Source organism: Streptomyces sp. NBC_00461 (genome assembly GCF_036013935.1).
Lineage (GTDB): Bacteria > Actinomycetota > Actinomycetes > Streptomycetales > Streptomycetaceae > Streptomyces.
This window is the reverse complement of sequence record NZ_CP107902.1, coordinates 1,858,095-1,882,270: the sequence shown is the minus strand read 5'-3', so window position 1 is coordinate 1,882,270 and position 24,176 is coordinate 1,858,095. Positions and strand designations below refer to the sequence as shown.

Below are 24,176 nucleotides of genomic sequence, written 5' to 3'. Positions count from 1 at the left end.
ACGACGATGAGTCACGCGCAGGACGACGCACAGCACGCCGGGCCTGCCGTGCCGCAGACCCGCACCGCACGCCACCGCCGGATCGTGGACATCCTCAACCGGCAACCGGTGCGCTCCCAGAGCCAGTTGGCGAAGCTCCTCGCCGACGACGGGCTGAGCGTCACACAGGCGACGCTCTCCCGGGACCTGGACGAGCTGAACGCGGTGAAGATCCGCAACAACGACGGCGACCTCATCTACGCGGTACCGAGCGAGGGCGGCTTCCGCACCCCGCGCGTGCCGCTGGGCGAGTCGGCCAAGGAGGAGCGGATGCGGCGGCTGTCCCAGGAGCTGCTGATCTCCGCGGAGGCGTCGGCGAACCTGGTGGTCCTGCGGACGCCTCCCGGGGCCGCCCAGTTCCTGGCGTCGGCCATCGACCAGGCCGAGCTGCACGACATCCTCGGCACGATCGCGGGCGACGACACCCTGATGCTGATCAGCCGGGACCCGACGGGCGGACAGGCCCTCGCGGAGCACATGCTGAGGCTGGCGCAGAACGGCCACTGAGACGGCCGCTGTGACGGTCGCAGAGGGGTGTGGTCAGGTCGTCCGCCGGGTGCGGGCCGGTGGGGGCTTGTCGCGCGGTTCGGCGCGGGCATTTGGGCGGTTCGGTCAGCCGAGTCGAGCGGCCAGGCCCCCCGTAGATGCGGATCAGCCGTGATCCGGCGGGCGGGGCGGGCGGACGGTCGCTGGCGGAGCACATGCTGAGGCCGGCGCAGTACGGCCGCTGAGACGGCCGCTGTGACGGTCGCAGAGGGGTGTGGTCAGGTCGTGCGCCGGGTGCGGGCCGGTGGGGGCTTGTCGCGCGGTTCGGCGCGGGCATTTGGGCGGTTCGGTCAGCCGAGTCGAGCGGCCAGGCCCCCCGTACACCTCACCTCGTCGCCCGCCGTGATCAGCAGCGCCTCCACGTCCGGCAGGGACTCCAGCCAGCGCAGCCCCTGCGCCGACCCCATCGCGAAGGCCGCCGTGGCCCAGCAGTCCGCCCAGGTCAGCTCGGGTGCCACCACCGTCACCGCCACCAGGTCGGTCACCGCGGACCGGCCGGTGCGCGGGTCGACGATATGGGTGCCGCGCTCGGCGGTGCCGGACGTGGCCACCGCCAGCTCGTCCGCGCCCGCCGCGGAGACGACCGCCGCGAGGCCCCCCGGGCGCAGCGGGTCGGCCACTCCGACCCGCCAGGGTCGGTGCGGCTCGGGTGTCCCGAGCAGCTGGACGTCCCCGCCGCCGTTCATGCTCACGCCGCTCACCCCGGGGGTCGCCGCGAGCTGCCGTGCCGCCCGCTCGGCGGCCCAGCCCTTGACGATCCCGGTCGGGTCCAGCCGCCCTTCGTAGTGCAGGCTGAACCAGCCGTCGCTCACCCGCTCCGCCTCGGCGCCCAGTTCGAGCACCTCGGCGACCTCGGGATCGCACTCCTCGACGGTCAGGTCGCCCCGCGCAAGCCGGGAGACCTGGCTGTCGTCGCGGTAGGTGCTGAACACCTCGTTCACCCGGTGCAGCCCGGCGATCGCCTTCTCCAGCGACGCCCGCACCGCACCGGGGTCCCCGCCGCGGACGTCGAAGGAGAAGACGGTCCCCATGACCTCCTCCGCATGACGCACCGCGGCGGGAGCTTCTGCCCGTTCGGCCACCGACTCAGCCACCGGCCTGGTCCAGCGCCGACTGGAGCGACTGCTTGTAGCCGGTGCTCGTGTACGTCGCACCCGACACCGAGTCGATGTTCGCGTTGCCGGCCGCCACCGCCTCCTGGTTGAGCCTGGGGACGGACAGGGCGGTCTTCTGGTCGCTGGTGCCGCCCTTGGGCGCCTGCACCGCGTCGGCCTTGGTGATCTTGCCGTTGCTGACGGTGATCCGGACCTGGACGGCCCCGTACTGGGTCTGGACGACCTTGCCGGTCACGGTCTTGGCCTGGGCACCACCACCACCGGAACCCTGCGAGGAGCCGGAGCCCTGTGAAGAGCCCGCGCTCGCCTTCATCTTGTCGATCGCCGACTGGAGCGACTGCTTGTAGCCGGTGCTGGTGTACGTCGCCCCGGACACCGAGTCGATCTGCGCGCTCTGTGCGGCGACCGTCTCCTGGGTCAGCTTGGGGATGGACAGGGCGGTCTTCTGGTCGCTGGTGCCGCCCTTGGGCGCCTGCACCGCGTCGGCCTTGGTGATCTTGCCGTTGCTGACGGTCAGTCGTACCTGGACGTTGCCGTACTGGGTCTGGACGACGTTGCCGTCGACCGTGCCGTTTCCGGTCGCCGCGGCGCCGCCCTGGGGCGACTCCTGTGCGGCCGCGGTCTGCTGGGGGGCGGCGCCCGCGGCGGCCTCGGCGTTCGGGTCGGACGCCGGTTTCAGCGACAGCAGCAGTACGACGCCCGACACGGTGGCGGCGGTGGCCAGCACGACACGCCGGATGGGGTGACTCTTCCTCATCGCTTTCCTAGGCTCCTGAAGTCCCGTCGCTCACATCTCGAACGACTCGTGATGGATGCGGCGGGCGGGCACTCCCGCACCGCGCAGTGCTTCGTACACGGTCTGCGCGAAGCCGGCCGGCCCGCACATGAACACGTCGTGCTTCTCGATGTCCGGCAGCTTCTGCTGCAGTCGCTCCGCCGAGATGTCGGGGCGCTCGCCGTCCGGACTGTTGACGGCGTACATCAGCCGGGCGCCGCGGTCGTCGGCGATGGCCGCGAGCTCGTCCCACAGGGCCAGGTCCTGGGTGGTGTTGGCCCGGTAGAGGAGGGTGATGTCGCCGGCCGCGCCGGGCAGCGTCTCGAACAGCGCCCGCATCGGCGTGATGCCGACGCCGCCCGCGACCAGCAGTACCTTGCCCCGGCTGCGCCGCTGCGCGGTCATCGCGCCGTACGGGCCCTCGGCCCACACCTTGGTACCCGGCGTCAACTCGCGCAGCCGGGCGCTGTGGTCGCCGATCGCCTTCACGGTGATCCGCAGCATGTCGGGGCGGGGCGCCGCCGACAGCGAGTACGGGTGGGAGCTGAACCGCATGCCCGGCGCCAGGAACCGCCAGCGGAAGAACTGCCCCGCCTCCGCGCCCATCCGGTGCAGCTTCCGGCCCCCGATGAGCACCGACACGATGCCCGGCGTCTCCTCGATGACCGCCTCGACGCGCATACGGTGCCGCATGTTCAGCCGGATCGGCACGAGGACGCGGTACCAGACCACCAGTGCGGTGACCGACCCGTACAGCGCGTACCAGAAGGTCTTCGCGGTCGGCTCGACGGCGAAGTCGTTGCCGGTGGTGATCTGGTGCCAGAACGTCAGGAACACGGCCGCGTAGGTCAGCAGATGGACGTGGTACCAGGTGTCGTACGGGATCCTGCGGCGCACCGGGCCGATCGACGTCAGTCCGATGAGCACGAACAGACCGGTGCCGATGGCAGCCTTGCCCATGTCCGGCAGCTGGTTCACGGAGTCGATCGTCTGCTGGACGATGTCGCCGAGCGACTTGCCGGCCTGCAGCGCGTAGCCCCACATGATGAGGAAGACGTGCGCGAAGACCAGGCAGAGGGTGTAGCGGCCGCTCATCGCGTGCCAGCGCGCCACCCGGTCGGAGCCGACACGCCGCTCCAGCGCGGGCACCCGGGCCATCTGCAGCACGACCAGTGCCATCAGATAGCCCGCCAGCAGGCCGGTGATGCGGCCCGCGTTGAGGATCTTGCCGTTCTGGTCGGCGATGGACGGCGTGTTGTGCCACCACAGCCACAGCACGCCGACCGCGCCCGCCCACACGGCGAGCAGCAGGACGGTCGCCGGGGAGCGGCGCGGGCGGATGCGGCGCATCGTCTGGCGGCGGGCGGCGCGGCCGCCTGCGAGCGTGGTGGTCACTGTTCCTCCGGGGCGGGGGCAAGGGGGTCGGCGTGGTCCCTTGGCCCTGAGATACGTGCCACGCCGCCCGTGCGTTCAGCTGCTCGCCGAGTCCAGTGCGGACTGGAGTGACTGGCGGTAACCGTCACTTGTGTACGTGGCTCCCGAGACGGTGTCGATGGTCGCGCTCTGGGCCTGGAGGGCCTCGCCGCGCAGCCGGGGGAGGGCGAAGCTGTTGATCTCCTGGTCCCGCGGGTTGTCCGTCGGGTAGGCGACGGCGGTGACCTCGGTGAGCTTGCCGTTCTTGAGAGTGATCCGGACCTGGACGGGGCCCCAGCGGGTCTGGACCGTGTCGCCGGTGACGGTCCTCGTGCCGGTGGAGGCACCGGCGCTCGCACTGCCGGACGGCGCGGGCACCGCCACCGCGACGGCCGGCGTGGAGTGCGGCTTCAGCGACAGCAGCAGCACCGTCCCACAGACCGTGGCGGCGCTCGCCAGCACGATGCGGCGCAGCGGACGGTTCTTCTTCAGGGCATGCACGTCAAGGGCCTCACAGCTCGAACGACTCGTGGTGGATACGGCGGTCCGGCACACCGGCGGTGCGCAGCGCCTCGTACAGATCGCGGGCGAAGCCGTGCGGGCCGCATAGGTATACGTCGTGCGCGGCGAGGTCGGGGAACGTCGCGCACAGCGACTGGGCGGTGAGGCTCGGACGCCGTCCGTCCGCCCCGTTGAGCGCGTACAGCACCCGCGCGCCCCGCCAGCGTGCGATCGCCTCCAACTCCCCGCCCAGGGCGAGGTCTTCCGCCGTACGAGCCCGGTAGAGGAGGGTGACCTCGCCGGGCAGGGTCTCGAACAGGGCCCGTAGCGGTGTGATGCCGACGCCGCCCGCGATCAGCAGCGACCTCTGTGCGGTCTGCCGGTCCTGGGTGAGCGACCCGTACGGGCCCTCCGCCCACACCCGTGTCCCCGGCCGCAGCAGGGAGACCGCCGCGCTGTGGTCGCCGAGTGCCTTGACGGTGATCCGCATCAGGTCCTGGCGCGGCGGCGCCGACAGCGAGTACGGCGTCGACGTCCAGCCCATGCCCTCGCCGAGGAACCGCCAGCGGAAGAACTGCCCCGCCCGCGCGCCCAGTTCGTCCAGCCGCCGGCCGCGCACGACGACCGAGTACACGCCCGGCGCCTCCTTGTGCACCGACTCCACCCGCAGCCGGTGCCGCAGGTTCAGCCGCACCGGCGCCAGGATCCGGAACCACAGGACCAGACAGGCGACGCCCAGGTACAGCGCGTACCAGGCGGCCGTGGCCGCGGAGTTGCCGTTGAAGTCGTTGCCCAGGGACAGCTGGTGGAAGAAGGCGAGGAAGACGGCCCCGTAGGTGAGCAGGTGGACGTGGTACCAGAACTCGTGGCTCAGCCGTCGTCGTGCGGCACGGGCCGAGGTGATGCCGGCCGCGAAGAGGAGCAGCGCGCCGAGGGTGGCCTTCAGCATGTCCGGATAGTCCAGGACCACGGTGACCGTCTCGTGCCACAGCGAGGCGCGGTCCTGGGCGGCGTAGCCGAACAGGATCAGGACGATGTGCGCGAGCAGCAGACAGACCGTGTAGCGGCCGGCCATGGCGTGCCAGCGGGCCACCCGGTCCGAGCCGACCCGCCGCTCCAGCAGCGGCACCCGAGCCATCAGCCCGACGAGCACCGCGCAGGCGTACCCGCACAGCAGCCCGGTGATCCGCCCGGCCCCGGTCAGCCAGCCCGCCGCGCCGACCACGGAAGCGGTGTCCGCCCACCACAGGGCGACCACGGCCGCCGCTCCGGCCCACAGCAGTGCGAGCACGGCGCCCGCGGGGGAGCGCCGCGCGGCCGGCGCCACGGGCGCTGCCGCCCGCCGCTCGTACACGGTGGTCATGGGTGCGTCCTTTCGCCTGTGCTGGACGCAACTGTGCCGCCGTAACCTCTCAGGGCGCTCTCAACGGGCATCCTCTGAGCCCACTCAGAGGAAACTCAGAGCGACGAGGGCCGCCGGCCACCTCCGCCAGGGGTGATCCTGGTAGGGCGATGAACATCACCAGGTCCGGCCGCCCCGCCCTCACCCGCCCCGACGGCACCCCCCTGCGCGTCCTCGTCGTCGACGACGACCCCGACCTCGCCGAGGTGCTCTCCGGTGCCCTGCGCTACGAGGGCTGGCAGGTCCGCGCGGCCGGGGACGGAGCGGCCGCGCTCACCGAGGCCCGGGAGCTGATGCCGGACGCCGTCGTCCTGGACGTGATGCTCCCGGACACCGACGGTTTCGCGGTGCTGCGCTCCCTGCATGCCGTGAAGCCCGACGTGTGCGTGCTCTTCCTCACCGCGCGGGACGCGGTGGAGGACCGTATCGCGGGCATCACGGCGGGCGGCGACGACTACGTCACCAAGCCCTTCAGCCTGGAGGAGGTCGTCGCCCGGCTCCGTGGCCTGCTGCGCCGCGCGGGCATGGCCCGGCAGCTCGACGAGGGCCCGCGGCTGAGCGTGGGCGACCTGGTCATGGACGAGGAGGCCCGCGAGGTGACCCGGGCCGGCGAGCTCGTGGAGCTGTCCCCGACCGAGTTCGAGCTGCTCCGCTTCCTGATGCGCAACCCGCGCCGCGTGCTCAGCAAGGCGCAGATCCTCGACCGGGTCTGGTCCTACGACTTCGGCGGCCGCGCCCATGTCGTCGAGCTGTACATCTCGTACCTGCGCAAGAAGGTCGACGCGGGCCGCGAGCCGATGATCCACACGGTGCGGGGAGCCGGGTACGTGCTCAAGCCGGTGGCCCCATGAGGCTCGTACGCCACCTGCCACGGCCGCGCACCCTCCGCGCCCGGCTGACCGTCGGCCTGGTCGTGCTGCTCGCGGTCAGCTGCGCCGCGGTCGGCGTCGCCGCGGTGATCGAGCTGAACGGCTTCCTCATCAGCCGCCTCGACCAGCAGCTCACCCAGGCGGGCGACCGTTTCCCGGAGAGCCTGGAGCACAAGGGGCGGCCGCCCGACGACCACGACGGTGACGAGCACGGCGACACACGCCGGCAGACGACGGGCACGTTCGGGGCCAGGCTGGTCGGCGCCACGGTCACCAACGCGGACGTCGTCGGCCCCGGCAGTGTCACGGACGTACCCCTGAGCGCGAGGGACAGGGAGCAGCTGCTCGCGGTCCCGGCCGACGGCAAGGGGCACGGCATCGATCTCTCCACGCTGGACGCCTACCGGGTCGTGGCCGGCCGGGGCAAGGACGGCGACGTGCTGATCACCGGCCTGCCGCTGGAGCCGGTGGAGGCCACCGTCCACCGCCTCGAACTGGTCGCCGGGATCGTCTTCGGCGCCGCCCTCACCCTCACCGGCGTCGCGGGCGCCCTGTGGGTGCGCTGGTCGCTCAGGCCTCTGAGCCGGGTTGCCGCGACCGCCACCCGGGTCAGTGAACTGTCGCTCGCCAGCGGCGAGGTGGCTCTGCCGCCGCGTGCCCCCGAAACCGACCCGCGCAGCGAGGTGGGCCGGGTCGCCGGCGCCTTCAACCGCATGCTCGGCCACGTCGAGGACGCGCTCACCAAACGGCACGCCAGCGAGGAGCGGCTGCGCAGCTTCGCCGCCGACGCCAGCCATGAGCTGCGCACTCCGGTCGCCTCGGTGCGCGGGCACGCGGAACTCGCCCTGCTGCACCCGGGCCCGGTGCCGCCCGAGGTCACCCGTGCCCTCGAACGCATCGCCGCCGAGTCCGGCCGTATGGGCGCGATGGTCGACGACCTGCTGCTCCTGGCCCGCCTGGACGCGGGCCGCCCCCTCGAACGCCGCCCCGTCGACCTGACCCGCCTGGTCCTGGACGCCGTCACCGACGCCCGGGCGGCGGGCCCCGGCCATCGCTGGACCCTGGACCTTCCCGAGGAGCCCCTCACCGTCACCGGTGACGAACACCGGCTCCACCAGGTGCTGGCCAACCTCCTGGCCAACGCACGCGTGCACACGCCGGCCGGCACCAAGGTGACGGTGGCCCTGGAGACCGACGACTCCTTCGCGCTCCTCACGGTCCACGACGACGGACCGGGCGTCCCCGAGGACATCGAGTCCGGTGTCTTCGAGCGCTTCACCCGGGCCGAGCACCGCCGCCGCACGGACGCCCCCGGCGGCGGGGCGGGCCTGGGCCTGTCGATCGTGGCAGCGGTGGTGGAGGCGCACGGCGGCAGGGTGGCCCTGCACAGCACACCGGGTTCGACGCAGTTCACGGTCAGGCTGCCCGCCCGAGGGGCGCGGGGCTGAATCGAGGACCCGCACCCGCTCAGTACCGAGTGATCGCCGTACCCCCGCCGGCCGTGCCGATCGCGATGTGCGGCTCGCTCCAGGGCCGCACCCAGGCAAGGATCCGCCGCATCGCGTCCACCGGGACCGACACACAACCGGCCGTCGCCCCACGGCCGTTGACGTGCAGGAAGATACCGGCGCCGCGTCCGTGCACCCGCTCGTGGTAGTTGAAGCCGATGACGAGGGCGTACGCGTACTGCGTCGGGTAGGAGACGAGGTGCTCGGACTCCGACGCCCGGCAGTCGGCCGGCCGCGGCTGTGTCCAGCGGTTGTAGGAGCGGGAGGCGTTGTCCTCGCACCACCACGAACTCCGTTGCACCGGGCGGTACTTGTAGCGCGTCTCGGGCGGGGCGGCTTTGATGCCGAAGGCGTACGGCAGGTCGTAGAGCCCGGTGGGCGTGGTGTTCGTGCTCTGCTTCCGTGAGGCGCCCTCGACGAGCCCCTTCGCCCCGAACCGGGCGGCCACCGAACCGGCCCGCACCCAGTGACCGTGGCGCAGGTCCCACCAGGTGACCGTGCCCGTGGTCGAACTCGGCTCCGGGGCAACGGCGGTGATCAGCTGCGTACCGCCACCCGTGTCGGCCATCCGGGCGGGGAGAGGCGCGGCGGCGGTCGTCGCGGCCGGCGTGGCCGACGCGGCACCGAGCACGAGAAGAGCGGCGGACACCAGAGCGCCGGCGCCGAGAGCTGATCGCATGGCTCAGACCGTAGAGGGCGGCAGCGGCAACGGCAGCCCGGGTAGGCCATCCAGGCTCGTGGCCACGTGGTCCTTCTTGGCGAAGTACTCGCCGAGCGAGGCGTCGTCCTCGCGCGCGAAGCGCTTTCCGTGCAGGTCACGGTCCGCGTCGTAGGTCATGAAGGGAACCGCGTAACCGCAGGTGTCGCGGACGAGTTCGGCCGTGACCACGATGATCGCCCGCAGTCCGTGGGCCGTCGGGTCGATGTCCGGGAAACGGGTGAGCAGGTCCCGGAAGCGCGGGTCGTCACGGAAGACCGGCTCGCCGTGCCCGTGCACCCGCACGATGTTCGGCGGCCCCTGGAAGGCGCACCACATCAGCGTGATACGGCCGTTCTCGCGCAGATGTGCGATGGTCTCCGCGTTGGATCCGGCGAAGTCCAGGTAGGCCACGGTGAGTTCGTCCAGCACCGCGAAGGAGCCCTTGAGGCCCTTGGGGGAGAGGTTGACCGTGCCGTCGCCCGACAGCGGCGCGGTCGCGGTGAAGAACAGGGGCTGCGCCTCGATGAACCTGCGCAGCCTGCCGTCTATGCGTTCATAAGTTTTGCCCACATCCGACGATTATGGGCGCAGACCTTTCGCCTGTCTAAGGAATTACGGCATCCGTTTGCCGCTCCCTCACCGGAGGGCCCCGCCCGACACCGGCCGTGGCCGCCCCGGCCGGCGCTGCATCGGGGCGGCCACAGCGCCTGTCACGTCACTTGGTGAGCGTGCAGGCGGCCAGTGAGTCGAGGCCGGCCGGCTTCTGGGCCGTGCGGCCGATGGCGGTCGCGATGCGGTCGACGGTCGACTTCCGCTTGTCGGCCAGCGGGCCGAGGATCGCGTTCTGCACGAAGTTCGGGCCGCCCTGGCCGACCGTGGACGCGAGCCGCTTGTTGGCCTCGTCGATCTGGGTGTTGAGGAGCGCCAGGTTGCGGTTGACCTCAGCCTGGGCGGAGGCCGGGATCGCGGGGAGCTTCGAGGCCACGTCCGGGCAGGTGATGGTGCCCGCACCGGTGTTCCCCGACCCGTTGGCGGCGGCGCCCCCCGCCGCGGCACCGCCCGCTCCGTTCCCCGCGGCGTCCGAGGCCTGCTGGCCCCCGCCTGCGTTCTGGCCGGCGGCCGCCCCGGCCCCGCCGCCCGCGCCGCCGGCGTTGAGGGCGCAGGGCGCGAGCGCGTCCAGGCCCTGCGGCTTGGCGGCCGTGCGGCCGATGGCGGTGGCGATGCGGTTGACCGTGGAGATCCGCTTGTCCTTGAGCGGCCCGAGGATGGCGTTCTGCACGAAGTTGGGCCCGCCCTGGCCGACCGTGTCGACGAGCCGCTTGTTGGCCTCGCCGATCTGGGTCTGCAGCAGGGCCAGGTTGCGGTCGACCTCGGCCTTCGCGGACGCGGGAACCGCCGGGAGCTGCGAGGCGACGTCCGGGCAGGTGATGGTGCCGGGGGAGGCCAGCGTGCGGGCGTCGTTCCCGCTGCTCTTGGCCGGCGTACCGGCGAGGGCGGAACCGGCGATCACGGCGCCGGACAGCACCACGGCGGCGGCGCCGCCGATGATCGCGACGCGGCGCTTGTTGTACTTCGGAAGAGCCCTGGACATGCGGATGCCTCACTTGGGTCAGGAGTGGGTTTACAAACGCGGCGCCGGCGTTCGGGGGGAAGTACGGGTAAGCGGTTTCGTTTGTTCAAGCTCCTTTCAAAACTTCTCCACGCTCACCCCGGATTGACGAATCATGCAGAGAACTGCATACTCATGCATATCAGTGAAGCGGTGCAGTCAATGCGGTGTGAGGAGAACCCCGTGACCGAGCGCGTCGTACTCGCCTACTCAGGCGGTCTGGACACCTCCGTCGCCATCGGCTGGATCGCCGAGGAGACGGGCGCCGAGGTCATCGCCGTCGCGGTCGACGTCGGCCAGGGCGGCGAGGACCTGGACGTCATCCGCAAGCGCGCCCTCGCGTGCGGCGCCGTGGAAGCCGAAGTGGCCGACGCCAAGGATGAGTTCGCCGAGGAGTACTGCCTCCCGGCGATCAAGGCCAACGCCCTCTACATGGACCGCTATCCACTGGTCTCCGCGCTCTCCCGGCCGACGATCGTCAAGCACCTCGTCGCCGCCGCCCACAAGCACGGCGCCACGACCGTCGCCCACGGCTGCACCGGCAAGGGCAACGACCAGGTCCGCTTCGAGGCCGGCATCGTCGCCCTCGCGCCCGGCCTCACCTGCATCGCCCCGGTCCGTGACTACGCGATGACCCGCGACAAGGCCATCGCCTTCTGCGAGGAGAAGAACCTCCCGATCGCGACCACCAAGAAGTCCCCGTACTCCATCGACCAGAACGTCTTCGGACGCGCCGTCGAGACGGGCTTCCTGGAGGACATCTGGAACGCGCCGATCGAGGACGTCTACGAGTACACGCAGAACCCGGCCCTCGCCCGCGAGGCCGACGAGGTGATCATCACCTTCGAGCGGGGCGCCCCGGTCGCGATCGACGGCAGGCCCGTCACCGTCCTCCAGGCCATCCAGCAGCTCAACGAGCGCGCCGGAGCCCAGGGCGTCGGCCGGATCGACATGGTCGAGGACCGGCTCGTGGGCATCAAGTCCCGCGAGGTCTACGAGGCCCCCGGCGCGATCGCGCTCATCACGGCCCACCAGGAGCTGGAGAACGTCACGGTCGAGCGTGAACTCGCCCGCTACAAGCGGCAGGTCGAGCAGCGCTGGGGCGAACTGGTCTACGACGGCCAGTGGTTCTCCCCGCTCAAGCGCGCCCTGGACGGCTTCATCCAGGAGGCCAACCAGCACGTCAACGGCGACATCCGGATGACGCTGCACGGCGGCCGCGCGGTCGTCACCGGCCGGCGCTCCGCCACGTCGCTGTACGACTTCAACCTGGCGACGTACGACACGGGCGACACCTTCGACCAGGCCGCGGCCAAGGGCTTCATCGACATCTACAGCCTGTCGTCGAAGATCGCGGCGCAGCGGGACCTCGCCTGAGCGGTCGTGACCTCGCGCAAGCAGTAGCGTAATCGCCGCCTCCCCTTACATGGCGTGGGGAGGCGGTGGCACATCGACACCCTTTCTAGGAGCAACGCAAGTGAGCAGCAACAGCGGTGACGTACGGCTCTGGGGCGCCCGTTTCGCCGATGGTCCCGCCGAGGCCCTGGCGAAACTGTCCGCGTCCGTCCACTTCGACTGGCGGCTCGCGCCCTACGACATCGCCGGTTCGCGTGCCCACGCGCGCGTGCTGCACAAGGCGGGGCTGCTCACGGACGACGAGCTGACGACCATGCTGGCCGGTCTCGACCAGCTGGCGGCGGACGTCGCGGACGGCTCCTTCGTCGGCACGGTCGCCGACGAGGACTGCCACACGGCCCTGGAGCGCGGCCTCCTGGAGCGCCTCGGCCCCGACCTCGGCGGCAAGCTCCGCGCGGGCCGATCGAGGAACGACCAGGTCGCGACCCTCTTCCGCATGTACCTGCGGGACCACGCCCGGATCATCGGCGGTCTGATCGCAGACCTCCAGGACGCGCTGATCGGCCTGGCGGAGGCCCACCCGGACGTGGCGATGCCCGGCCGCACCCACCTCCAGCACGCCCAGCCTGTGCTCTTCGCCCACCATGTCCTCGCCCATGTGCAGCCCCTGTCCCGGGACGCCGAGCGCCTGCGCCAGTGGGACGAGCGCACGGCCGTGTCGCCGTACGGCTCGGGTGCCCTCGCGGGCAGCAGCCTCGGCCTGGACCCGGAGGCGGTGGCGAAGGACCTGGGCTTCGAGCACGGCAGCGTGGGCAACTCGATCGACGGGACGGCTTCCCGTGACTTCGTCGCCGAGTTCGCCTTCATCACCGCGATGATCGGCGTGAACCTCTCCCGGATCGCCGAGGAGATCATCATCTGGAACACGAAGGAGTTCTCCTTCGTGACCCTGCACGACGCCTTCTCCACGGGCTCGTCGATCATGCCGCAGAAGAAGAACCCGGACATCGCGGAGCTGGCGCGCGGCAAGTCGGGCCGTCTCATCGGCAACCTGACGGGCCTCATGGCGACCCTCAAGGCCCTCCCGCTCGCGTACAACCGCGACCTCCAGGAGGACAAGGAGCCGGTCTTCGACTCCTGCGACCAACTGGAGGTCCTGCTCCCGGCCTTCACCGGCATGATGGCCACCCTCACCGTCCACCGCGAGCGCATGGAGGAACTGGCACCGGCCGGCTTCTCCCTCGCCACCGACATCGCCGAGTGGCTGGTGAAGCAGGGCGTGCCGTTCCGTGTCGCGCACGAGGTGGCCGGTGAGTGCGTGAAGGTCGCCGAGGCCGAGGGCAAGGAACTGGCCGACCTGACGGACGACCAGTTCGCGAAGATCTCCGCCCACCTGACCCCGGACGTACGGAGCGTCCTCAACGTCCCGGGCGCCCTGGCCTCCCGCAACGGCCGTGGCGGCACGGCCCCGAGCGCCGTCGCCGTCCAGCTGGCTGAGGTCAAGGCGGACGTGGCGGCACAGCACGAGTGGGCGACGGCCAAGAAGAACTGAGGGGGCACCGGGCTCCGAGGCGGGAGTCGAAGGTCATCACGGGTACGTTGGTCGAAAGTCGTACCGGAGCCGACCGAACGGAGCCGCGATGCCCTTCGCCCGCCTGGCCACAGCAACAACCCCCACCTGCCACATCGGACTCGGCCTCGCCGCCGTCGGCCGCCCCGGCTACATCAACCTCGGCCGGGACGACGACCTCGGGGACAACCGCAGCGTCGAGACGCTGCGCCGCCGCACCCACGAACTCCTCGACGCCGCCCACGCCCAGGGCGTCCGCTACTTCGACGTGGCCCGCTCCTACGGCCGCTCCGAGGAGTTCCTCGCCGACTGGCTGAGCGCCCGCCCCGACATCGACGACATCGTCGTGGGCAGCAAGTGGGGCTACACCTACACGGCAGGCTGGTCGGCGGACGCCGAGACGCACGAGGTCAAGGACCACAGCGTCCCGACGTACGAGCGTCAGCGCGCCGAGACCGACGTACTGCTCGGCGACCGCCTCGACCTCTACCAGATCCACTCGGTGACCCCGGACAGCCCGGCCCTCACCGACAAGGAACTTCACGCCAAGCTGGCGGAGGCGGCCGCCCGCGGCACCACCATCGGCTTCTCCACCAGCGGTCCCGCCCAGGCCGAGGCCATCCGGGCCGCCCTCGCCGTGACGGTCGACGGCGAACCCCTCTTCCGTACCGTCCAGTCGACGTACAACGCCCTGGAGACCTCCGCCGCTCCCGCTCTCGCCGAGGCGCACGACGCCGGCCTGACCGTGATCGTCAAGGAGGGCATGGCCAACGGCCGCCTCGCGGACCCGTACGCGCCGGACGCCCTGAAGGCCGTGGCCGCAGAAACGTCTCTCGGCTGCGACGCGGTCGCCCTCGGCCTGATCCTGCGCGAGCCCTGGGCCGGAGTCGTCCTCTCCGGCGCGGCGACCGTCACCCAGCTCGCCTCCAACCTGCACGCGGCGGTCGTGGACCTGGACGAGGACCAGCTCGCCCGGCTCGCGACGCTCGTGCAGGAGCCGGCCGCCTACTGGGAGCAGCGCGGCCGCCTGCCCTGGCACTGACCGGCAGACACCTCACTGCCGACGGTGGTGAGTCACACATGCCTATTCTGAGACAACAATGTCTCATATGGTCTACCCTCGTCTCATGGCTGTCGACCGTGACCATGTACTCCGCACCGCCGCGGCCCTGCTGACCCGAAAGTCCACCGCGACGATGGACGAGGTCGCCAGGGCGGCCGGAATCAGCCGGGCCACCCTGCACCGTCACTTCGCCGGCCGCGACGCGCTCGTACGGGCGCTGGAGTCGCTCGGCATCGCCGAGTGCGAGGCGGCGCTGGACGCGGCTCGCCTGGAAGAGGGGCCGGCGAGCGAAGGCGTACGGCGTCTGGTGCGGGCGGTCGAACCGTCCGCCGCGCTCCTCGCCTTCCTCTACACCGAGAACCAGCTGTTCGAGGGCGGGATCCAGAACGCGGGCTGGACCAGGATCGACGACCGCATCGCGGCCCTGTTCCGGCGCGGTCAGACGGCCGGCGAGTTCCGTATCGACCTCACGCCGGCCTGGCTCACCGAGGCGCTGTACGGCCTGCTGGCCTCCGGCGCCTGGGCCGTGTCGGAAGGCCGGGTCGCCGCCAAGGACTTCACCCACATGATCGTCGAGCTGCTGCTCGGCGGCGCACTGCGCCAGGACACTTCACGGAGAGAGGAATCATGACCAGCACCCTGCGGCCGGCGACCACGACCGAGGCGGTGAAGCGCCCGGGCCGCTGGCTCGCGCTGTCCGTCCTCGTGCTCGCCGTGCTGCTGGTGGCCGTCGACGCGACCGTCCTCGGCCTCGCGACCCCCTACATCAGCGAGGACCTGAAGCCCTCCGGCACCCAGCTCCTGTGGATCGGCGACGTCTACTCCTTCGTCATCGCGGGCCTGCTGGTGTCGATGGGCAGCCTCGGCGACCGCATCGGCCGCAAGCGGATCCTGCTCGGCGGCGCCACGGCGTTCGGGGCGATATCCGTGCTCAACGCCTATGCGACGACACCTGAGTTGATGATCCTGGCCCGCGCCCTGCTCGGCGTCGCGGGCGCGACCCTCATGCCCGCCACCCTCGCCCTCATCCGCAACCTCTTCCACGACCCGCGCGAGCGCAGTCTGGCCGTGGGCATCTGGGGTGCGACGGCCTCCGCGGGTACGGCGATCGGTCCCATAGCCGGCGGTTTCCTCCTCGAACACTTCTGGTGGGGCTCGGTCTTCCTGATCAACCTGCCGGTCATGGCGGTCCTGGTGCTGGTCGGCGCCAAGCTCCTGCCGGAGTCGAAGAACCCGAACCCCGGCCCCTGGGACCTGATCAGCGTCGTCCTGTCCCTGGTCGGCATGATCGCCATCGTGTACGCGGTCAAGGAAGCGGCGACACACGGCTTCTCGGGGACCGCCCTCGGTGTGGGTCTGGCCGGCGCGGCCGCCCTGTACTGGTTCGTCCGCCGCCAACTCACGCTTCCCACCCCGCTGCTGGACATGCGGCTGTTCCGCAACCGCGGCTTCAGCGCGGCGGTCCTGGCCGACCTGCTGACCATCCTCGGCCTGTCCGGCCTGGTCTTCTTCCTCTCCCAGTACCTGCAACTCGTCCAGGGCCGACGCCCGTTCGAGGCGGGTCTCGCCGAACTGCCCGCAGCGGTCGGCGCGGTGGTGGCGGGTCTGCTCGCGGGCCGCGCGGCGCGCCGCTTCTCGGTCCGCGCGGTCGTCTCGGGCGGCCTCGCGGCGATCGGCCTCGCCCTGGCCGCCCTCACCGTGCTCGACCGGTCGACGGGCTACCCCCTGCTCGGCACCGCCCTGCTCTTCGTCGGCGTCGGCGCCGGCCTCTCCTTCACGGTGACGGCCGACGTCGTCCTCTCCTCCGTACCGAAGGAACAGGCGGGCGCCGCCTCCGCGGTCTCGGAAACGGCGTACGAGCTGGGCGCGGCCCTCGGTATCGCGGTTCTCGGCTCGATCGTGACGGGCGTCTACCGGGGCTTCGCCGCCCCGGCCGGGACTCCGTCAGGCGCACACGAGTCACTGGGGGGCGCGGTGGAGGCGGCGAAGCGCCTCCCGTCGGACACCGCACAGGAGTTGCTGACGTCGGCCCGGGAGGCCTTCGTCCACGGCCTCGCCCTCGCGGCGGGCGTGGGCGCGGCGGTCCTGCTGGCGACAGCGGCGGCGGCATGGTTCCTGCTGCGCGGCCAGCGACTGGACGGGAGCTCCTCGCAGCCGTCGACGATCGTGGCGGGATCCGCGCCCGATGCGCGGCATTCCGAGTGCTCGGCGTACTCCGAGACCTCCGACAGGACTCATGACGTCACTCGGTGACCCGAGCACCCGCGTGAACGCGGGAACGGTCGGTGGCGCGGGAACGACGAGCCCACCGTCCCTGTAGCGCCTCGCGCCTCGCGCCTTCGCGTCTTCGCGCCTTCAGGCCACGAAAGAGCCGTACGCACCCTCGCAGGTGCGTACGGCTCGGGGAAACCCGTGGGCTCAGGCAGCCTTGGCCTTGGTCGCGTACATGTCCACGTACTCCTGCCCGGACAACCGCATGACCTCGGCCATCACGGAGTCGGTCACCGCGCGCAGCACGTACCGGTCCCGGCCCATGCCGTCGTAGCGCGAGAACTCCATCGCCTCACCGAAGCGGACGGTGACCCGCCCGGGCCGGGGCATCCCCGACCCGCCCGGCTGCAGCTTGTCCGTTCCGATCATCGCGAAGGGAACGACCGGCGCCTCCGTCATCAGGGTGAGCCGGGCGATGCCGGTGCGGCCGCGGTAGAGGCGGCCGTCGGGGGAACGAGTGCCCTCGGGGTAGATCCCGAAGGCCTTGCCCTCCTCCAGCACCCGGCGGCCGGTCATCAGCGCGGCGACACCGCCGCGGCCGCCGTCGCGGTCCACCGGGATCATGCCGACACCGGTGAAGAACCAGGCCATCAGGCGGCCCTTGAGGCTCTTGCCGGTGACGTACTCGTCCTTGCCGATGAAGAGGACCTGACGGTCGCAGACCAGAGACAGGATCATCGAGTCGATGAAGGTCAGATGGTTGCCGGCCAGGATGACCGGACCGTCGCCCGGGATGTGTTCCGCACCCTCCACCCGTGGGCGGAACATCAGGCGCATGATCGGTCCGAGCACTGCCTTGATGAGCACGAAGCGGGACAACAGGCCCTCCGGTGTCAAGGGATTCGGTATGAGTATGTGCAGGTGAGGACGATACTCGCGGTTCCCGGGGTCGTGCACATCGGGTTCACCCATGTCTTACGCACTGTTGACGTAGGTTCACCTGCGGTGACGCCCCGGTGTCTGGCGGTAACGGGCCCGCAATGTTGCGACGGACGTCGCTTCTGCCATGTGGGGGAACTCCCCCGAACTCCCCGAAACGGCTGACACCGACCGGCTACCCCGCCCCGGCGCGCCGATGCCGACGGGTCGTCAGACATTCGTTCCCATGTGACATCACGCGTCACCCGCGTGTTCCGGCCGGGGTCTCCCTTGCGTCATGTTCACGACCCTACGATCGGCGCGCTGAAAGAAGAGATCGAGCCGACGTCAGGGGAGGCGCTCATGGGAACGCAGGAAAACGAGCAGACAGGCATCACCGGACGACGGGCGCTTCTCGGCGCGGCGGTCCTGGGCGCGGGCGGAGCCGTACTCGGCCTGTCCGGTACCGCGAGAGCCGCCGAGGCCGGACGGCACGGGGGCGGCGGGCTGAAGAGCCTGCCCAAGCCGACGATCATCGGTCACCGCGGCGCCAGCGGCTACCGGCCCGAGCACACCTTCGGCTCGTACAACCTGGCCCTCGACCTCGGCGCCGACATCGTCGAGGCCGGTGACCTGGTGCCCACCAGGGACGGCCATCTGGTCTGCCGGCACGAGCCGGAGATCGGCGGGACGACGAACGTCGCCGACCACCCCGAGTTCGCCGGCCGCAAGACCACCAAGGTGCTCGACGGCGTCTCCACCACCGGCTGGTTCACCGAGGACTTCACGCTCGCCGAGCTGAAGACGCTGCGCGCGATCGAGCGCATCCCGGCCAACCGCCCGCACAACACCCTCTACAACGGCCGCTGGGAGATCCCCACCTTCGAGGAAGTCCTGAAGTGGCAGGACGAGCAGACCCGCAAGCGCGGCAAGCAGGTCTGGATCTACCCCGAGACCAAGCACCCCACCTACTTCCGCAAGCTCGGCCTGGGCCTTGAGGAGCGGGTCGCCAAGCTGCTGCACAAGCACGGCAAGGACAAGCGGAACTCGCCGGTCATCCTGCAGTCGTTCGAGCCGAGCAGCATCCAGCGCCTGAACACGCTGGTCGACAACCCCCTCGTGGTGCTCCTGTCCGCCGCCGACTCCCGGCCGTGGGACTTCGTCGAGGCAGGCGACCCGCGCACCGTCGCCGACCTGATCACCCCGAAGGGCCTCAGAGAGATCGCCGGCTACGCGCAGGGCCTCGGCCCGACCCTCGACCTGGTCATCACGAAGAAGGCGGACGGCAGCCTCGACAAGAGGACCACCCTCGTCTCCGACGCGCACAAGGTCGGCCTGATCCTGCACCCGTACACGATGCGCAACGAGAACCCCTTCCTGCCGGCCGAGTACCGCAAGGGCACCGACGCGGACGCCTACGGCGACGCCTTCGGCGCCTTCAAGACGTACTTCGCGACCGGCATCGACGGCGTCTTCTCCGACAACGCGGACACCGCGGTGCTCGCGCGCGAGGCATTCGTCAACAGCTGAGCCTCCGGCCCCGGTTGGGGTGACAGTCGGCCGTCCGGGCAACCCAGCGCCGGGCGGCCGCGTCGTGCTGCATATGACGCACGACCTGGTTGCCGCCCTGCGCCCCCTGCTCGCCGCCGAGGCCTTGGCGGAGGCACAGGCCTCCGGCGCCGAGCCGGGCGACCTGGAACAGGCGGTCTGGCTGCGCCTCCTGGAGCGTCTCGCGGTGGACGGCCCGCCGCTCGACCCGCACCGCTGGCTGCGCAGCGCCGTACGTTCCGAGGCGCGCCGCAGCCGCCGTACGAGCCGCATCGAGCGGCCGTACGACATCGAGCCCGTCGGCGACGTCGACAGCGACCCCGAACACCTGGCCCTGGCCGCGGCCCGCCGCCGGGCCCTGCGCGACGCGGTCCGTCGGCTGCCCGGCCGCTGCCCCCGTCTGCTGGAGGCCCTGCTCTCCCCGGAAGACCTGACATACCGGGAAATCGCGGGGGAGTTGGGTATCTCACAGGGCAGTCTCGGCCCGGAACGTTCCAGATGCCTGGGATGTCTGCGACGTTTGCTCCCGCCGGAGGTTGCGGCACGCCGAGCACGGGGATAGGAGTGTTTACGACCGGCGATCAGGTGAGCGGGAGGCGTGCGCACATGGGCATGAGCGTGACCATCTCGGTGGCGACCGAGCAGGATGCAGAGCAGATCTTCAAGCTCCAGTACCTGTGCTTCCAGAGCGAGGCGGCGCTGTACGGCAACTACCGCATCGACCCGCTCGTCCAGAGCCTCGACTCGGTCCGTGAGGAGGTGGTCGCGGACTGCGTCTTCGTGGCGCGGCTCGGGGAAGAAGTCGTCGGCTCGGTGCGCGGCCGGGTCACCGAGGACGGCTCCGCCGCCATCGGCAAGCTCTGCGTCCACCCCCGCCTCCAGGGCCACGGCATCGGCGCCCGGCTCCTGCGCGCGGCCGAGTCCGCCCTCGCCGAGCAGCGCGGCGCCACCCGGTTCCGCCTGGAGGCCGGCCACCGCAGCGAGGGCAACCTGCGCCTGTACCGTCGCGTCGGCTACCAGGCCGTGGGCACGTCCCAGGGCCAGGACGGGGTACCGATGGTCGTCCTGGAGAAGCCGGCGCAGGCGTACGTGGCTACTGCGTGACGGAGCGGTTCTTCCGGAGCCAGTACAGCGCGGACAGCGGCAGCAGTACGGGGATGAAGACGTACCCCATGCCGTAGTCCGACCAGACCGTCGCGTCCGGGAAGGCCGACGGATCGACCAGGGTCCACGTGCCGACGATCAGCACGCCCGCGAGTTCGGCGGCGCAGCACACCTGCGCCGCCCTGCGGGCCCGCTCGCCGCCGCGGACCAGGGAGTACGTGATGAACCCGTACACCACACCCGCCACCGCCGACAGGGAGTAGGCCAGCGGCGCCCGGTCGAACTCGGTGGCGATCTGGAAGACGGAGCGCGACACCGCGCCGACGACCATCACGCCGTAGAACCAGACGAGCAGCATGCCGGGCCCGCTGATGAGCCGCTTCGGCTTCTGTTCCGCGGTGGTCATCTCACCCTCCCCAGATGTCATAGAGCCGCACCTCCAGCACGGCCAGCACCACACCGCCGGCGGCGACCGTCACCGATCCCCAGCGCGTGCGCTCCGCCAGCGACATGAACCCCGCCGCCGGGACGCAGGCGAAGGCGCCGATCAGATACGCCACGAAGATCGCCGTGCCCTGATCCGCCTTCTCGCCCCGCGCCAGCTGCACGATCCCGATCACCAGCTGCACTGTGGCCAGCAGCGACACCACGGCCATGCCGATGAAGTGCCAGTCCTTCGTCGGCTGGTCGCGGTAGGCGGCCCAGCCGCACCAGGCGGCCAGCAACAGCGCGGCGACCCCGGTCACCAGCGTCAGGGCATTGAGCATGCAGCGACCTTAATACGGTCCAAACGACCTGGTGCGCGCGGCCCCGGCGGTCAGTCGGCCGGCTCCCCGGCGACCAGCCCGGCGTTCACGCACCGCTGCCACAGCCGGTGCTGCCACTCACCGGCAGCGGGTCCGGGCCGGACGGTGAGGACCGGGTTCGGTCCCGTCTCGATCAGGTGCGGCAGCGACCAGGCCACGCCGTGGCAGTCGTCGGGCGCGTCCTCGCCCGGCAGTCCGCCGTCGGCCACGAAGGTCTCCACTCGGGTCTCATACGGGCATGATCGGCGCCCGAGGCCCGGTCGGGCAAGCTTTCGAAGGCCCCGTAGGGTCTGGACCATGACGATCCACGCACAAGCCCTTCTGTTCGACAACGACGGCACCCTCGTCTCCTCCCTCGAATCCGTGGACCGTTGCTGGACGCGCTGGGCGGCGGAGTACGGCCTCGGCGCCGAGGAGTTCGGACGCGTCGAACTGCACGGGCGGCCGGCCGTGGAGATAGCCGCCGACCTGCTGCCCGCAGACCTCGTGCCGGAGGCCGTCGCGCGGATCGAGCTGCTGGAGATGGAGGACGTGCCGCGCGGGGGCGTCCATCTGCTGCCCGGCACCAGGGACTTCCTCGACGCGCTGCCCGCCGAGCGCTGGGCCGTCGTCACCTCCGCCACCCGCCGCCTCGCCGAGGCCCGCCTCGACGCCGTCGGCATCCTGCCCAAGACCCTCGTCGCCGCCGACGACATCACCCGCGGCAAGCCCGACCCCGAGCCCTACCTTCTCGCCGCCCGCGTACTCGGCGTCGACCCCGCGCACTGTGTCGTCTTCGAGGACGCCCCGGCCGGCCTCCAGGCGGGCCGCGCCGCCGGCATGACCACCGTGGCCTTGGCCACAACGCACCAGGCCCATGAACTCGACGCCGATCTCGTGGTGAAGGACCTGTCCGCCCTGTCCGTGCGGGTCGGCGACCGGACGGTGGAGATCTCCGTCCGCGCCTGAAACGCGTCCGCCGCTGTCCAGCATGCGGACGGCGGCGCTTTGTCAGGACCGTACTTCTGTTTTACTGATCGCATGACTACGACGAGCAGCCGCATCCTTGCGACCGAGGCGACCATGACGCCCGGTGCTCGTTGTATGTGTCGAATGTGCGCCTTCTAGAGGGCCCCAGCACGACCTGAGCCTCGCGCCCCGAAGCGAGCCGCCGCGGCATGTCCGTACGGAATGACATCCCGTACGTGATCGCCGCCGCCCGCGCGCACGTTCTCCCCGGTCCCACTGCCACGCACGAGAACCGCGCCGCGTTCCGACCGAATGCACCCGTGCCCGGGCACACCCACGCCCGCGCACTCGACAGTGACGGAAACCCCAGTGATCACCACAACGGGCCTGACCAAGGTCTACCGCTCGCGCGCCCGTGAGGTCACCGCCCTCGACGGCGTCGATCTGCACGTCCGCGAAGGCGAGGTGTACGGCGTTATCGGCCAGTCCGGTGCCGGCAAGTCCTCGCTCATCCGCTGCGTCAACCTGCTGGAGCGCCCCACCGCCGGCACGGTGACCGTCGCCGGGCAGGACCTCACCGCCCTCGCCGGCCGCGGCCCGCGCGCCGGCAAGGAGCTGCGGCAGGCGCGCAGCCGTATCGGCATGGTCTTCCAGCACTTCAACCTGCTGTCCTCGCGGACGGTCCAGGACAACGTCGAGCTGCCGCTCGAAATCCTCGGCACGTCCGGCAAGGAGCGCTCCCGCAAGGCGCTGGAGCTGCTGGACCTCGTCGGGCTCGCCGACAAGGCCGCGGCCTACCCCGCCCAGCTCTCCGGCGGGCAGAAGCAGCGCGTCGGCATCGCCCGCGCCCTGGCCGGCGACCCCAAGGTCCTCCTGTCCGACGAGGCCACCAGCGCCCTCGACCCGGAGACCACCCGCTCCATCCTCCAGCTGCTGCGCGACCTGAACCGGCAGCTGGGCCTGACAGTTCTGCTCATCACCCACGAGATGGACGTCGTGAAGTCGATCTGCGACTCGGCAGCCCTGATGGAGAACGGCCGCATCGTCGAGTCGGGGACGGTGAGCGAACTGCTCGCGACGCCCGGCTCCGAGCTGGCCTCCGCCCTCTTCCCGGTGAGCGGCGACGCCGCGGGCGAGGACCGCACCGTCGTCGACGTCACCTTCCAGGGCGAGAGGGCCACCCAGCCCGTCATCTCCCGGCTCTCGCGCACCTACAACATCGACATCTCGATCCTCGGTGCGGCCATCGACACCGTCGGCGGCCTCCAGGTCGGCCGGATGCGCATCGAACTGCCCGGCCGCTACGAGGACAACGTCGTGCCGATCGGATTCCTGCGTGAACAGGGCCTGCAGATCGACGTGTTGGGCCAGGAGCCCGTACTGCTGAAGGAAGGCGCCAAGTGACCTGGTCCGAGATGCAGCCGCTGTTGGCCCAGGCGTGTTGGGACACCCTCTACATGGTCGGCTGGTCCACGCTGATCGCCGTCGTCGGCGGCCTTCCGCTCGGCATTCTGCTCGTCCTCACGGACCGGGGCGAACTGCTCCAGAACGTCCTGGCCAACAAGGTCATCGGGCAGGTCGTGAACATCGCCCGGTCGATGCCGTTCATCATCCTCATGGTCGCGCTGATGACCTTCACGCGCTGGATCACCGGGACGACCATCGGCCGCGAGGCCGCCATCGTGCCGCTCGCGATCGGGGCCATCCCCTTCTTCGCGCGCCTGGTCGAGACGGCGGTCCGCGAGGTGGACGGCGGGCTGGTCGAGGCGGTGCAGTCGATGGGCGGCAACACCTGGACGATCGTCCGCAAGGTCCTCGTACCCGAGGCCCTGCCCTCGCTGATCGCCAGCACCACCACCACGATCGTCGCCCTCATCGGCTACTCCGCGATGGCCGGCACCGTCGGCGCCGGCGGCCTCGGCGACATAGCCATCCGCTACGGCTACCAGCGCTTCGAGACCCCACTCATGTGGATCACCGTGGCGATCCTCGCCGTGGTCATCTCGCTCATCCAGTTCGCCGGCGACTTCACGGCACGCTCGCTGCACCACCGCGGCGGACGCTCCGGCCCGGCGCCCAGGCTGCGCCTGCTGAAGGCCGAGGACCCGGCCTCGGCCGACGTCGGCAAGGTCGCGTAAGCACCCCCACAGACTCCCCGCACCATCAACCGCGGGG

General features: G+C 71.0%; 26 protein-coding genes. 14 read left to right on the top strand and 12 right to left on the bottom strand.

What is annotated here, in order from left to right; translation table 11 throughout:
• Positions 1-6 precede the first annotated feature (6 nt).
• Positions 7-546, top strand: a complete 540-nt coding sequence (locus OG870_RS09100) for an arginine repressor (RefSeq protein WP_266510934.1) — start codon at positions 7-9, stop codon at positions 544-546.
• A 329-nt stretch (positions 547-875) separates the two neighbouring features.
• Here the strand turns inward: OG870_RS09100 and OG870_RS09095 are convergent, their stop codons facing one another.
• The 5 genes from OG870_RS09095 to OG870_RS09075 form a co-directional block, all read right to left on the bottom strand.
• Positions 876-1,616, bottom strand: coding sequence for an FAD:protein FMN transferase (locus OG870_RS09095; RefSeq protein WP_266585934.1), 741 nt, complete (start codon positions 1,614-1,616; stop codon positions 876-878).
• Between the two features lie 55 nt (positions 1,617-1,671).
• The gene (locus OG870_RS09090) at positions 1,672-2,457 is read right to left on the bottom strand and encodes an FMN-binding protein (RefSeq protein ID WP_327690801.1); all 786 of its coding nucleotides are present in this window, start codon (positions 2,455-2,457) and stop codon (positions 1,672-1,674) included.
• Between the two features lie 30 nt (positions 2,458-2,487).
• Positions 2,488-3,870 (bottom strand): ferredoxin reductase family protein, encoded by a 1,383-nt coding sequence (locus OG870_RS09085; RefSeq protein ID WP_266510926.1) that lies wholly within the window; start codon positions 3,868-3,870, stop codon positions 2,488-2,490.
• A gap of 75 nt (positions 3,871-3,945) precedes the next feature.
• Complete coding sequence (locus OG870_RS09080) at positions 3,946-4,389, bottom strand: FMN-binding protein (protein WP_266510924.1); 444 nt, start codon at positions 4,387-4,389, stop codon at positions 3,946-3,948.
• A 10-nt stretch (positions 4,390-4,399) separates the two neighbouring features.
• The gene (locus OG870_RS09075) at positions 4,400-5,752 is read right to left on the bottom strand and encodes a ferredoxin reductase family protein (RefSeq protein ID WP_327690800.1); all 1,353 of its coding nucleotides are present in this window, start codon (positions 5,750-5,752) and stop codon (positions 4,400-4,402) included.
• 149 nt (positions 5,753-5,901) lie between these two features.
• Between OG870_RS09075 and OG870_RS09070 the strand changes: the two genes are divergently transcribed.
• Both OG870_RS09070 and OG870_RS09065 read left to right on the top strand, forming a co-directional pair.
• Positions 5,902-6,642: a response regulator transcription factor gene (locus tag OG870_RS09070; RefSeq protein WP_266510918.1), complete on the top strand. Its 741-nt coding sequence runs from the start codon at positions 5,902-5,904 to the stop codon at positions 6,640-6,642.
• The gene (locus OG870_RS09065; RefSeq protein ID WP_266585942.1) at positions 6,639-8,108 is read left to right on the top strand and encodes a sensor histidine kinase; all 1,470 of its coding nucleotides are present in this window, start codon (positions 6,639-6,641) and stop codon (positions 8,106-8,108) included. The genes OG870_RS09070 and OG870_RS09065 overlap by 4 nt, the downstream gene beginning before the upstream one ends.
• 19 nt (positions 8,109-8,127) lie before the next feature.
• On the opposite strand, the gene OG870_RS09060 is transcribed toward OG870_RS09065, so the two are convergent.
• The 3 genes from OG870_RS09060 to OG870_RS09050 all read right to left on the bottom strand — a co-directional run bounded on the left by OG870_RS09060 (position 8,128) and on the right by OG870_RS09050 (position 10,459).
• Entirely contained in the window at positions 8,128-8,847 is a 720-nt protein-coding gene (locus tag OG870_RS09060; protein WP_266585944.1) for a L,D-transpeptidase family protein, read from the bottom strand.
• A gap of 3 nt (positions 8,848-8,850) precedes the next feature.
• On the bottom strand, positions 8,851-9,438 hold the full coding sequence (locus OG870_RS09055) for a pyridoxamine 5'-phosphate oxidase family protein (protein ID WP_266510909.1): 588 nt from the start codon (positions 9,436-9,438) through the stop codon (positions 8,851-8,853).
• Between the two features lie 145 nt (positions 9,439-9,583).
• Entirely contained in the window at positions 9,584-10,459 is an 876-nt protein-coding gene (locus OG870_RS09050; RefSeq protein ID WP_266510906.1) for a hypothetical protein, read from the bottom strand.
• A gap of 201 nt (positions 10,460-10,660) precedes the next feature.
• On the opposite strand from OG870_RS09050, the gene OG870_RS09045 reads away from it, so the two are divergent.
• From OG870_RS09045 to OG870_RS09025, 5 genes are all read left to right on the top strand, one after another.
• A complete protein-coding gene (locus OG870_RS09045; protein WP_266510903.1) occupies positions 10,661-11,854 on the top strand; it encodes an argininosuccinate synthase in 1,194 nt (397 codons plus the stop codon).
• Between the two features lie 100 nt (positions 11,855-11,954).
• On the top strand, positions 11,955-13,385 hold the full coding sequence (gene argH, locus OG870_RS09040) for an argininosuccinate lyase (protein WP_266510900.1): 1,431 nt from the start codon (positions 11,955-11,957) through the stop codon (positions 13,383-13,385).
• An 88-nt stretch (positions 13,386-13,473) separates the two neighbouring features.
• Positions 13,474-14,445: an aldo/keto reductase gene (locus OG870_RS09035; protein ID WP_266510897.1), complete on the top strand. Its 972-nt coding sequence runs from the start codon at positions 13,474-13,476 to the stop codon at positions 14,443-14,445.
• 85 nt (positions 14,446-14,530) lie between these two features.
• Positions 14,531-15,097: a TetR/AcrR family transcriptional regulator gene (locus OG870_RS09030; protein ID WP_266510894.1), complete on the top strand. Its 567-nt coding sequence runs from the start codon at positions 14,531-14,533 to the stop codon at positions 15,095-15,097.
• The gene (locus OG870_RS09025) at positions 15,094-16,719 is read left to right on the top strand and encodes an MFS transporter (RefSeq protein WP_266510891.1); all 1,626 of its coding nucleotides are present in this window, start codon (positions 15,094-15,096) and stop codon (positions 16,717-16,719) included. Before OG870_RS09030 ends, OG870_RS09025 begins: the two co-directional genes overlap by 4 nt.
• 165 nt (positions 16,720-16,884) lie before the next feature.
• Here the strand turns inward: OG870_RS09025 and OG870_RS09020 are convergent, their stop codons facing one another.
• Positions 16,885-17,556 (bottom strand): lysophospholipid acyltransferase family protein, encoded by a 672-nt coding sequence (locus OG870_RS09020; RefSeq protein ID WP_266585950.1) that lies wholly within the window; start codon positions 17,554-17,556, stop codon positions 16,885-16,887.
• A gap of 402 nt (positions 17,557-17,958) precedes the next feature.
• On the opposite strand from OG870_RS09020, the gene OG870_RS09015 reads away from it, so the two are divergent.
• The 3 genes from OG870_RS09015 (at position 17,959) to OG870_RS09005 (ending at position 20,247) form a co-directional block, all read left to right on the top strand.
• Positions 17,959-19,125, top strand: a complete 1,167-nt coding sequence (locus OG870_RS09015) for a glycerophosphodiester phosphodiesterase (protein WP_266510878.1) — start codon at positions 17,959-17,961, stop codon at positions 19,123-19,125.
• 73 nt (positions 19,126-19,198) lie between these two features.
• The gene (locus OG870_RS09010) at positions 19,199-19,705 is read left to right on the top strand and encodes an RNA polymerase sigma factor (protein WP_266510875.1); all 507 of its coding nucleotides are present in this window, start codon (positions 19,199-19,201) and stop codon (positions 19,703-19,705) included.
• Positions 19,706-19,749: 44 nt separating this feature from the next.
• Positions 19,750-20,247 carry a GNAT family N-acetyltransferase gene (locus OG870_RS09005; protein WP_266510872.1) on the top strand — a complete coding sequence of 166 codons (498 nt, stop codon included), beginning with the start codon at positions 19,750-19,752 and terminating at the stop codon, positions 20,245-20,247.
• On the opposite strand, the gene OG870_RS09000 is transcribed toward OG870_RS09005, so the two are convergent.
• From OG870_RS09000 to OG870_RS08990, 3 genes are read right to left on the bottom strand one after another with little or no spacing between them, the layout of a single operon-like run.
• Entirely contained in the window at positions 20,237-20,653 is a 417-nt protein-coding gene (locus OG870_RS09000; protein ID WP_266510869.1) for a hypothetical protein, read from the bottom strand. The two genes, OG870_RS09005 and OG870_RS09000, sit on opposite strands and share 11 nt — an antisense overlap.
• A gap of 1 nt (position 20,654) precedes the next feature.
• A complete protein-coding gene (locus tag OG870_RS08995; protein WP_266510866.1) occupies positions 20,655-21,014 on the bottom strand; it encodes a hypothetical protein in 360 nt (119 codons plus the stop codon).
• Between the two features lie 50 nt (positions 21,015-21,064).
• Positions 21,065-21,274, bottom strand: a complete 210-nt coding sequence (locus tag OG870_RS08990) for a hypothetical protein (protein WP_266585952.1) — start codon at positions 21,272-21,274, stop codon at positions 21,065-21,067.
• A 76-nt stretch (positions 21,275-21,350) separates the two neighbouring features.
• Between OG870_RS08990 and OG870_RS08985 the strand changes: the two genes are divergently transcribed.
• From OG870_RS08985 to OG870_RS08975, 3 genes are all read left to right on the top strand, one after another.
• Positions 21,351-22,001, top strand: coding sequence for an HAD family hydrolase (locus OG870_RS08985; RefSeq protein ID WP_266585953.1), 651 nt, complete (start codon positions 21,351-21,353; stop codon positions 21,999-22,001).
• Between the two features lie 369 nt (positions 22,002-22,370).
• The gene (locus tag OG870_RS08980) at positions 22,371-23,405 is read left to right on the top strand and encodes a methionine ABC transporter ATP-binding protein (protein WP_266585955.1); all 1,035 of its coding nucleotides are present in this window, start codon (positions 22,371-22,373) and stop codon (positions 23,403-23,405) included.
• Positions 23,402-24,139, top strand: a complete 738-nt coding sequence (locus OG870_RS08975) for a methionine ABC transporter permease (RefSeq protein WP_266585957.1) — start codon at positions 23,402-23,404, stop codon at positions 24,137-24,139. Before OG870_RS08980 ends, OG870_RS08975 begins: the two co-directional genes overlap by 4 nt.
• Positions 24,140-24,176 lie beyond the last annotated feature (37 nt).

Bases quoted from the DNA above. Each gene is read 5' to 3' on its own strand.
- OG870_RS09090 (WP_327690801.1), bottom strand. From the start codon at position 2,457: ATGAGGAAGAGTCACCCCATCCGGCGTGTCGTGCTGGCCACCGCCGCC.
- OG870_RS09095 (WP_266585934.1), bottom strand. From the start codon at position 1,616: ATGGGGACCGTCTTCTCCTTCGACGTCCGCGGCGGGGACCCCGGTGCG.
- OG870_RS08995 (WP_266510866.1), bottom strand. From the start codon at position 21,014: ATGCTCAATGCCCTGACGCTGGTGACCGGGGTCGCCGCGCTGTTGCTG.
- OG870_RS09035 (WP_266510897.1), top strand. From the start codon at position 13,474: ATGCCCTTCGCCCGCCTGGCCACAGCAACAACCCCCACCTGCCACATC.
- OG870_RS08985 (WP_266585953.1), top strand. From the start codon at position 21,351: ATGACGATCCACGCACAAGCCCTTCTGTTCGACAACGACGGCACCCTC.
- OG870_RS09025 (WP_266510891.1), top strand. From the start codon at position 15,094: ATGACCAGCACCCTGCGGCCGGCGACCACGACCGAGGCGGTGAAGCGC.
- OG870_RS09060 (WP_266585944.1), bottom strand. From the start codon at position 8,847: ATGCGATCAGCTCTCGGCGCCGGCGCTCTGGTGTCCGCCGCTCTTCTC.
- OG870_RS09005 (WP_266510872.1), top strand. From the start codon at position 19,750: ATGGGCATGAGCGTGACCATCTCGGTGGCGACCGAGCAGGATGCAGAG.
- OG870_RS09070 (WP_266510918.1), top strand. From the start codon at position 5,902: ATGAACATCACCAGGTCCGGCCGCCCCGCCCTCACCCGCCCCGACGGC.
- OG870_RS09100 (WP_266510934.1), top strand. From the start codon at position 7: ATGAGTCACGCGCAGGACGACGCACAGCACGCCGGGCCTGCCGTGCCG.
- OG870_RS09000 (WP_266510869.1), bottom strand. From the start codon at position 20,653: ATGACCACCGCGGAACAGAAGCCGAAGCGGCTCATCAGCGGGCCCGGC.
- OG870_RS09050 (WP_266510906.1), bottom strand. From the start codon at position 10,459: ATGTCCAGGGCTCTTCCGAAGTACAACAAGCGCCGCGTCGCGATCATC.
- OG870_RS09015 (WP_266510878.1), top strand. From the start codon at position 17,959: ATGGGAACGCAGGAAAACGAGCAGACAGGCATCACCGGACGACGGGCG.
- OG870_RS09030 (WP_266510894.1), top strand. From the start codon at position 14,531: ATGGCTGTCGACCGTGACCATGTACTCCGCACCGCCGCGGCCCTGCTG.
- OG870_RS09010 (WP_266510875.1), top strand. From the start codon at position 19,199: ATGACGCACGACCTGGTTGCCGCCCTGCGCCCCCTGCTCGCCGCCGAG.
- OG870_RS09075 (WP_327690800.1), bottom strand. From the start codon at position 5,752: ATGACCACCGTGTACGAGCGGCGGGCGGCAGCGCCCGTGGCGCCGGCC.
- OG870_RS09065 (WP_266585942.1), top strand. From the start codon at position 6,639: ATGAGGCTCGTACGCCACCTGCCACGGCCGCGCACCCTCCGCGCCCGG.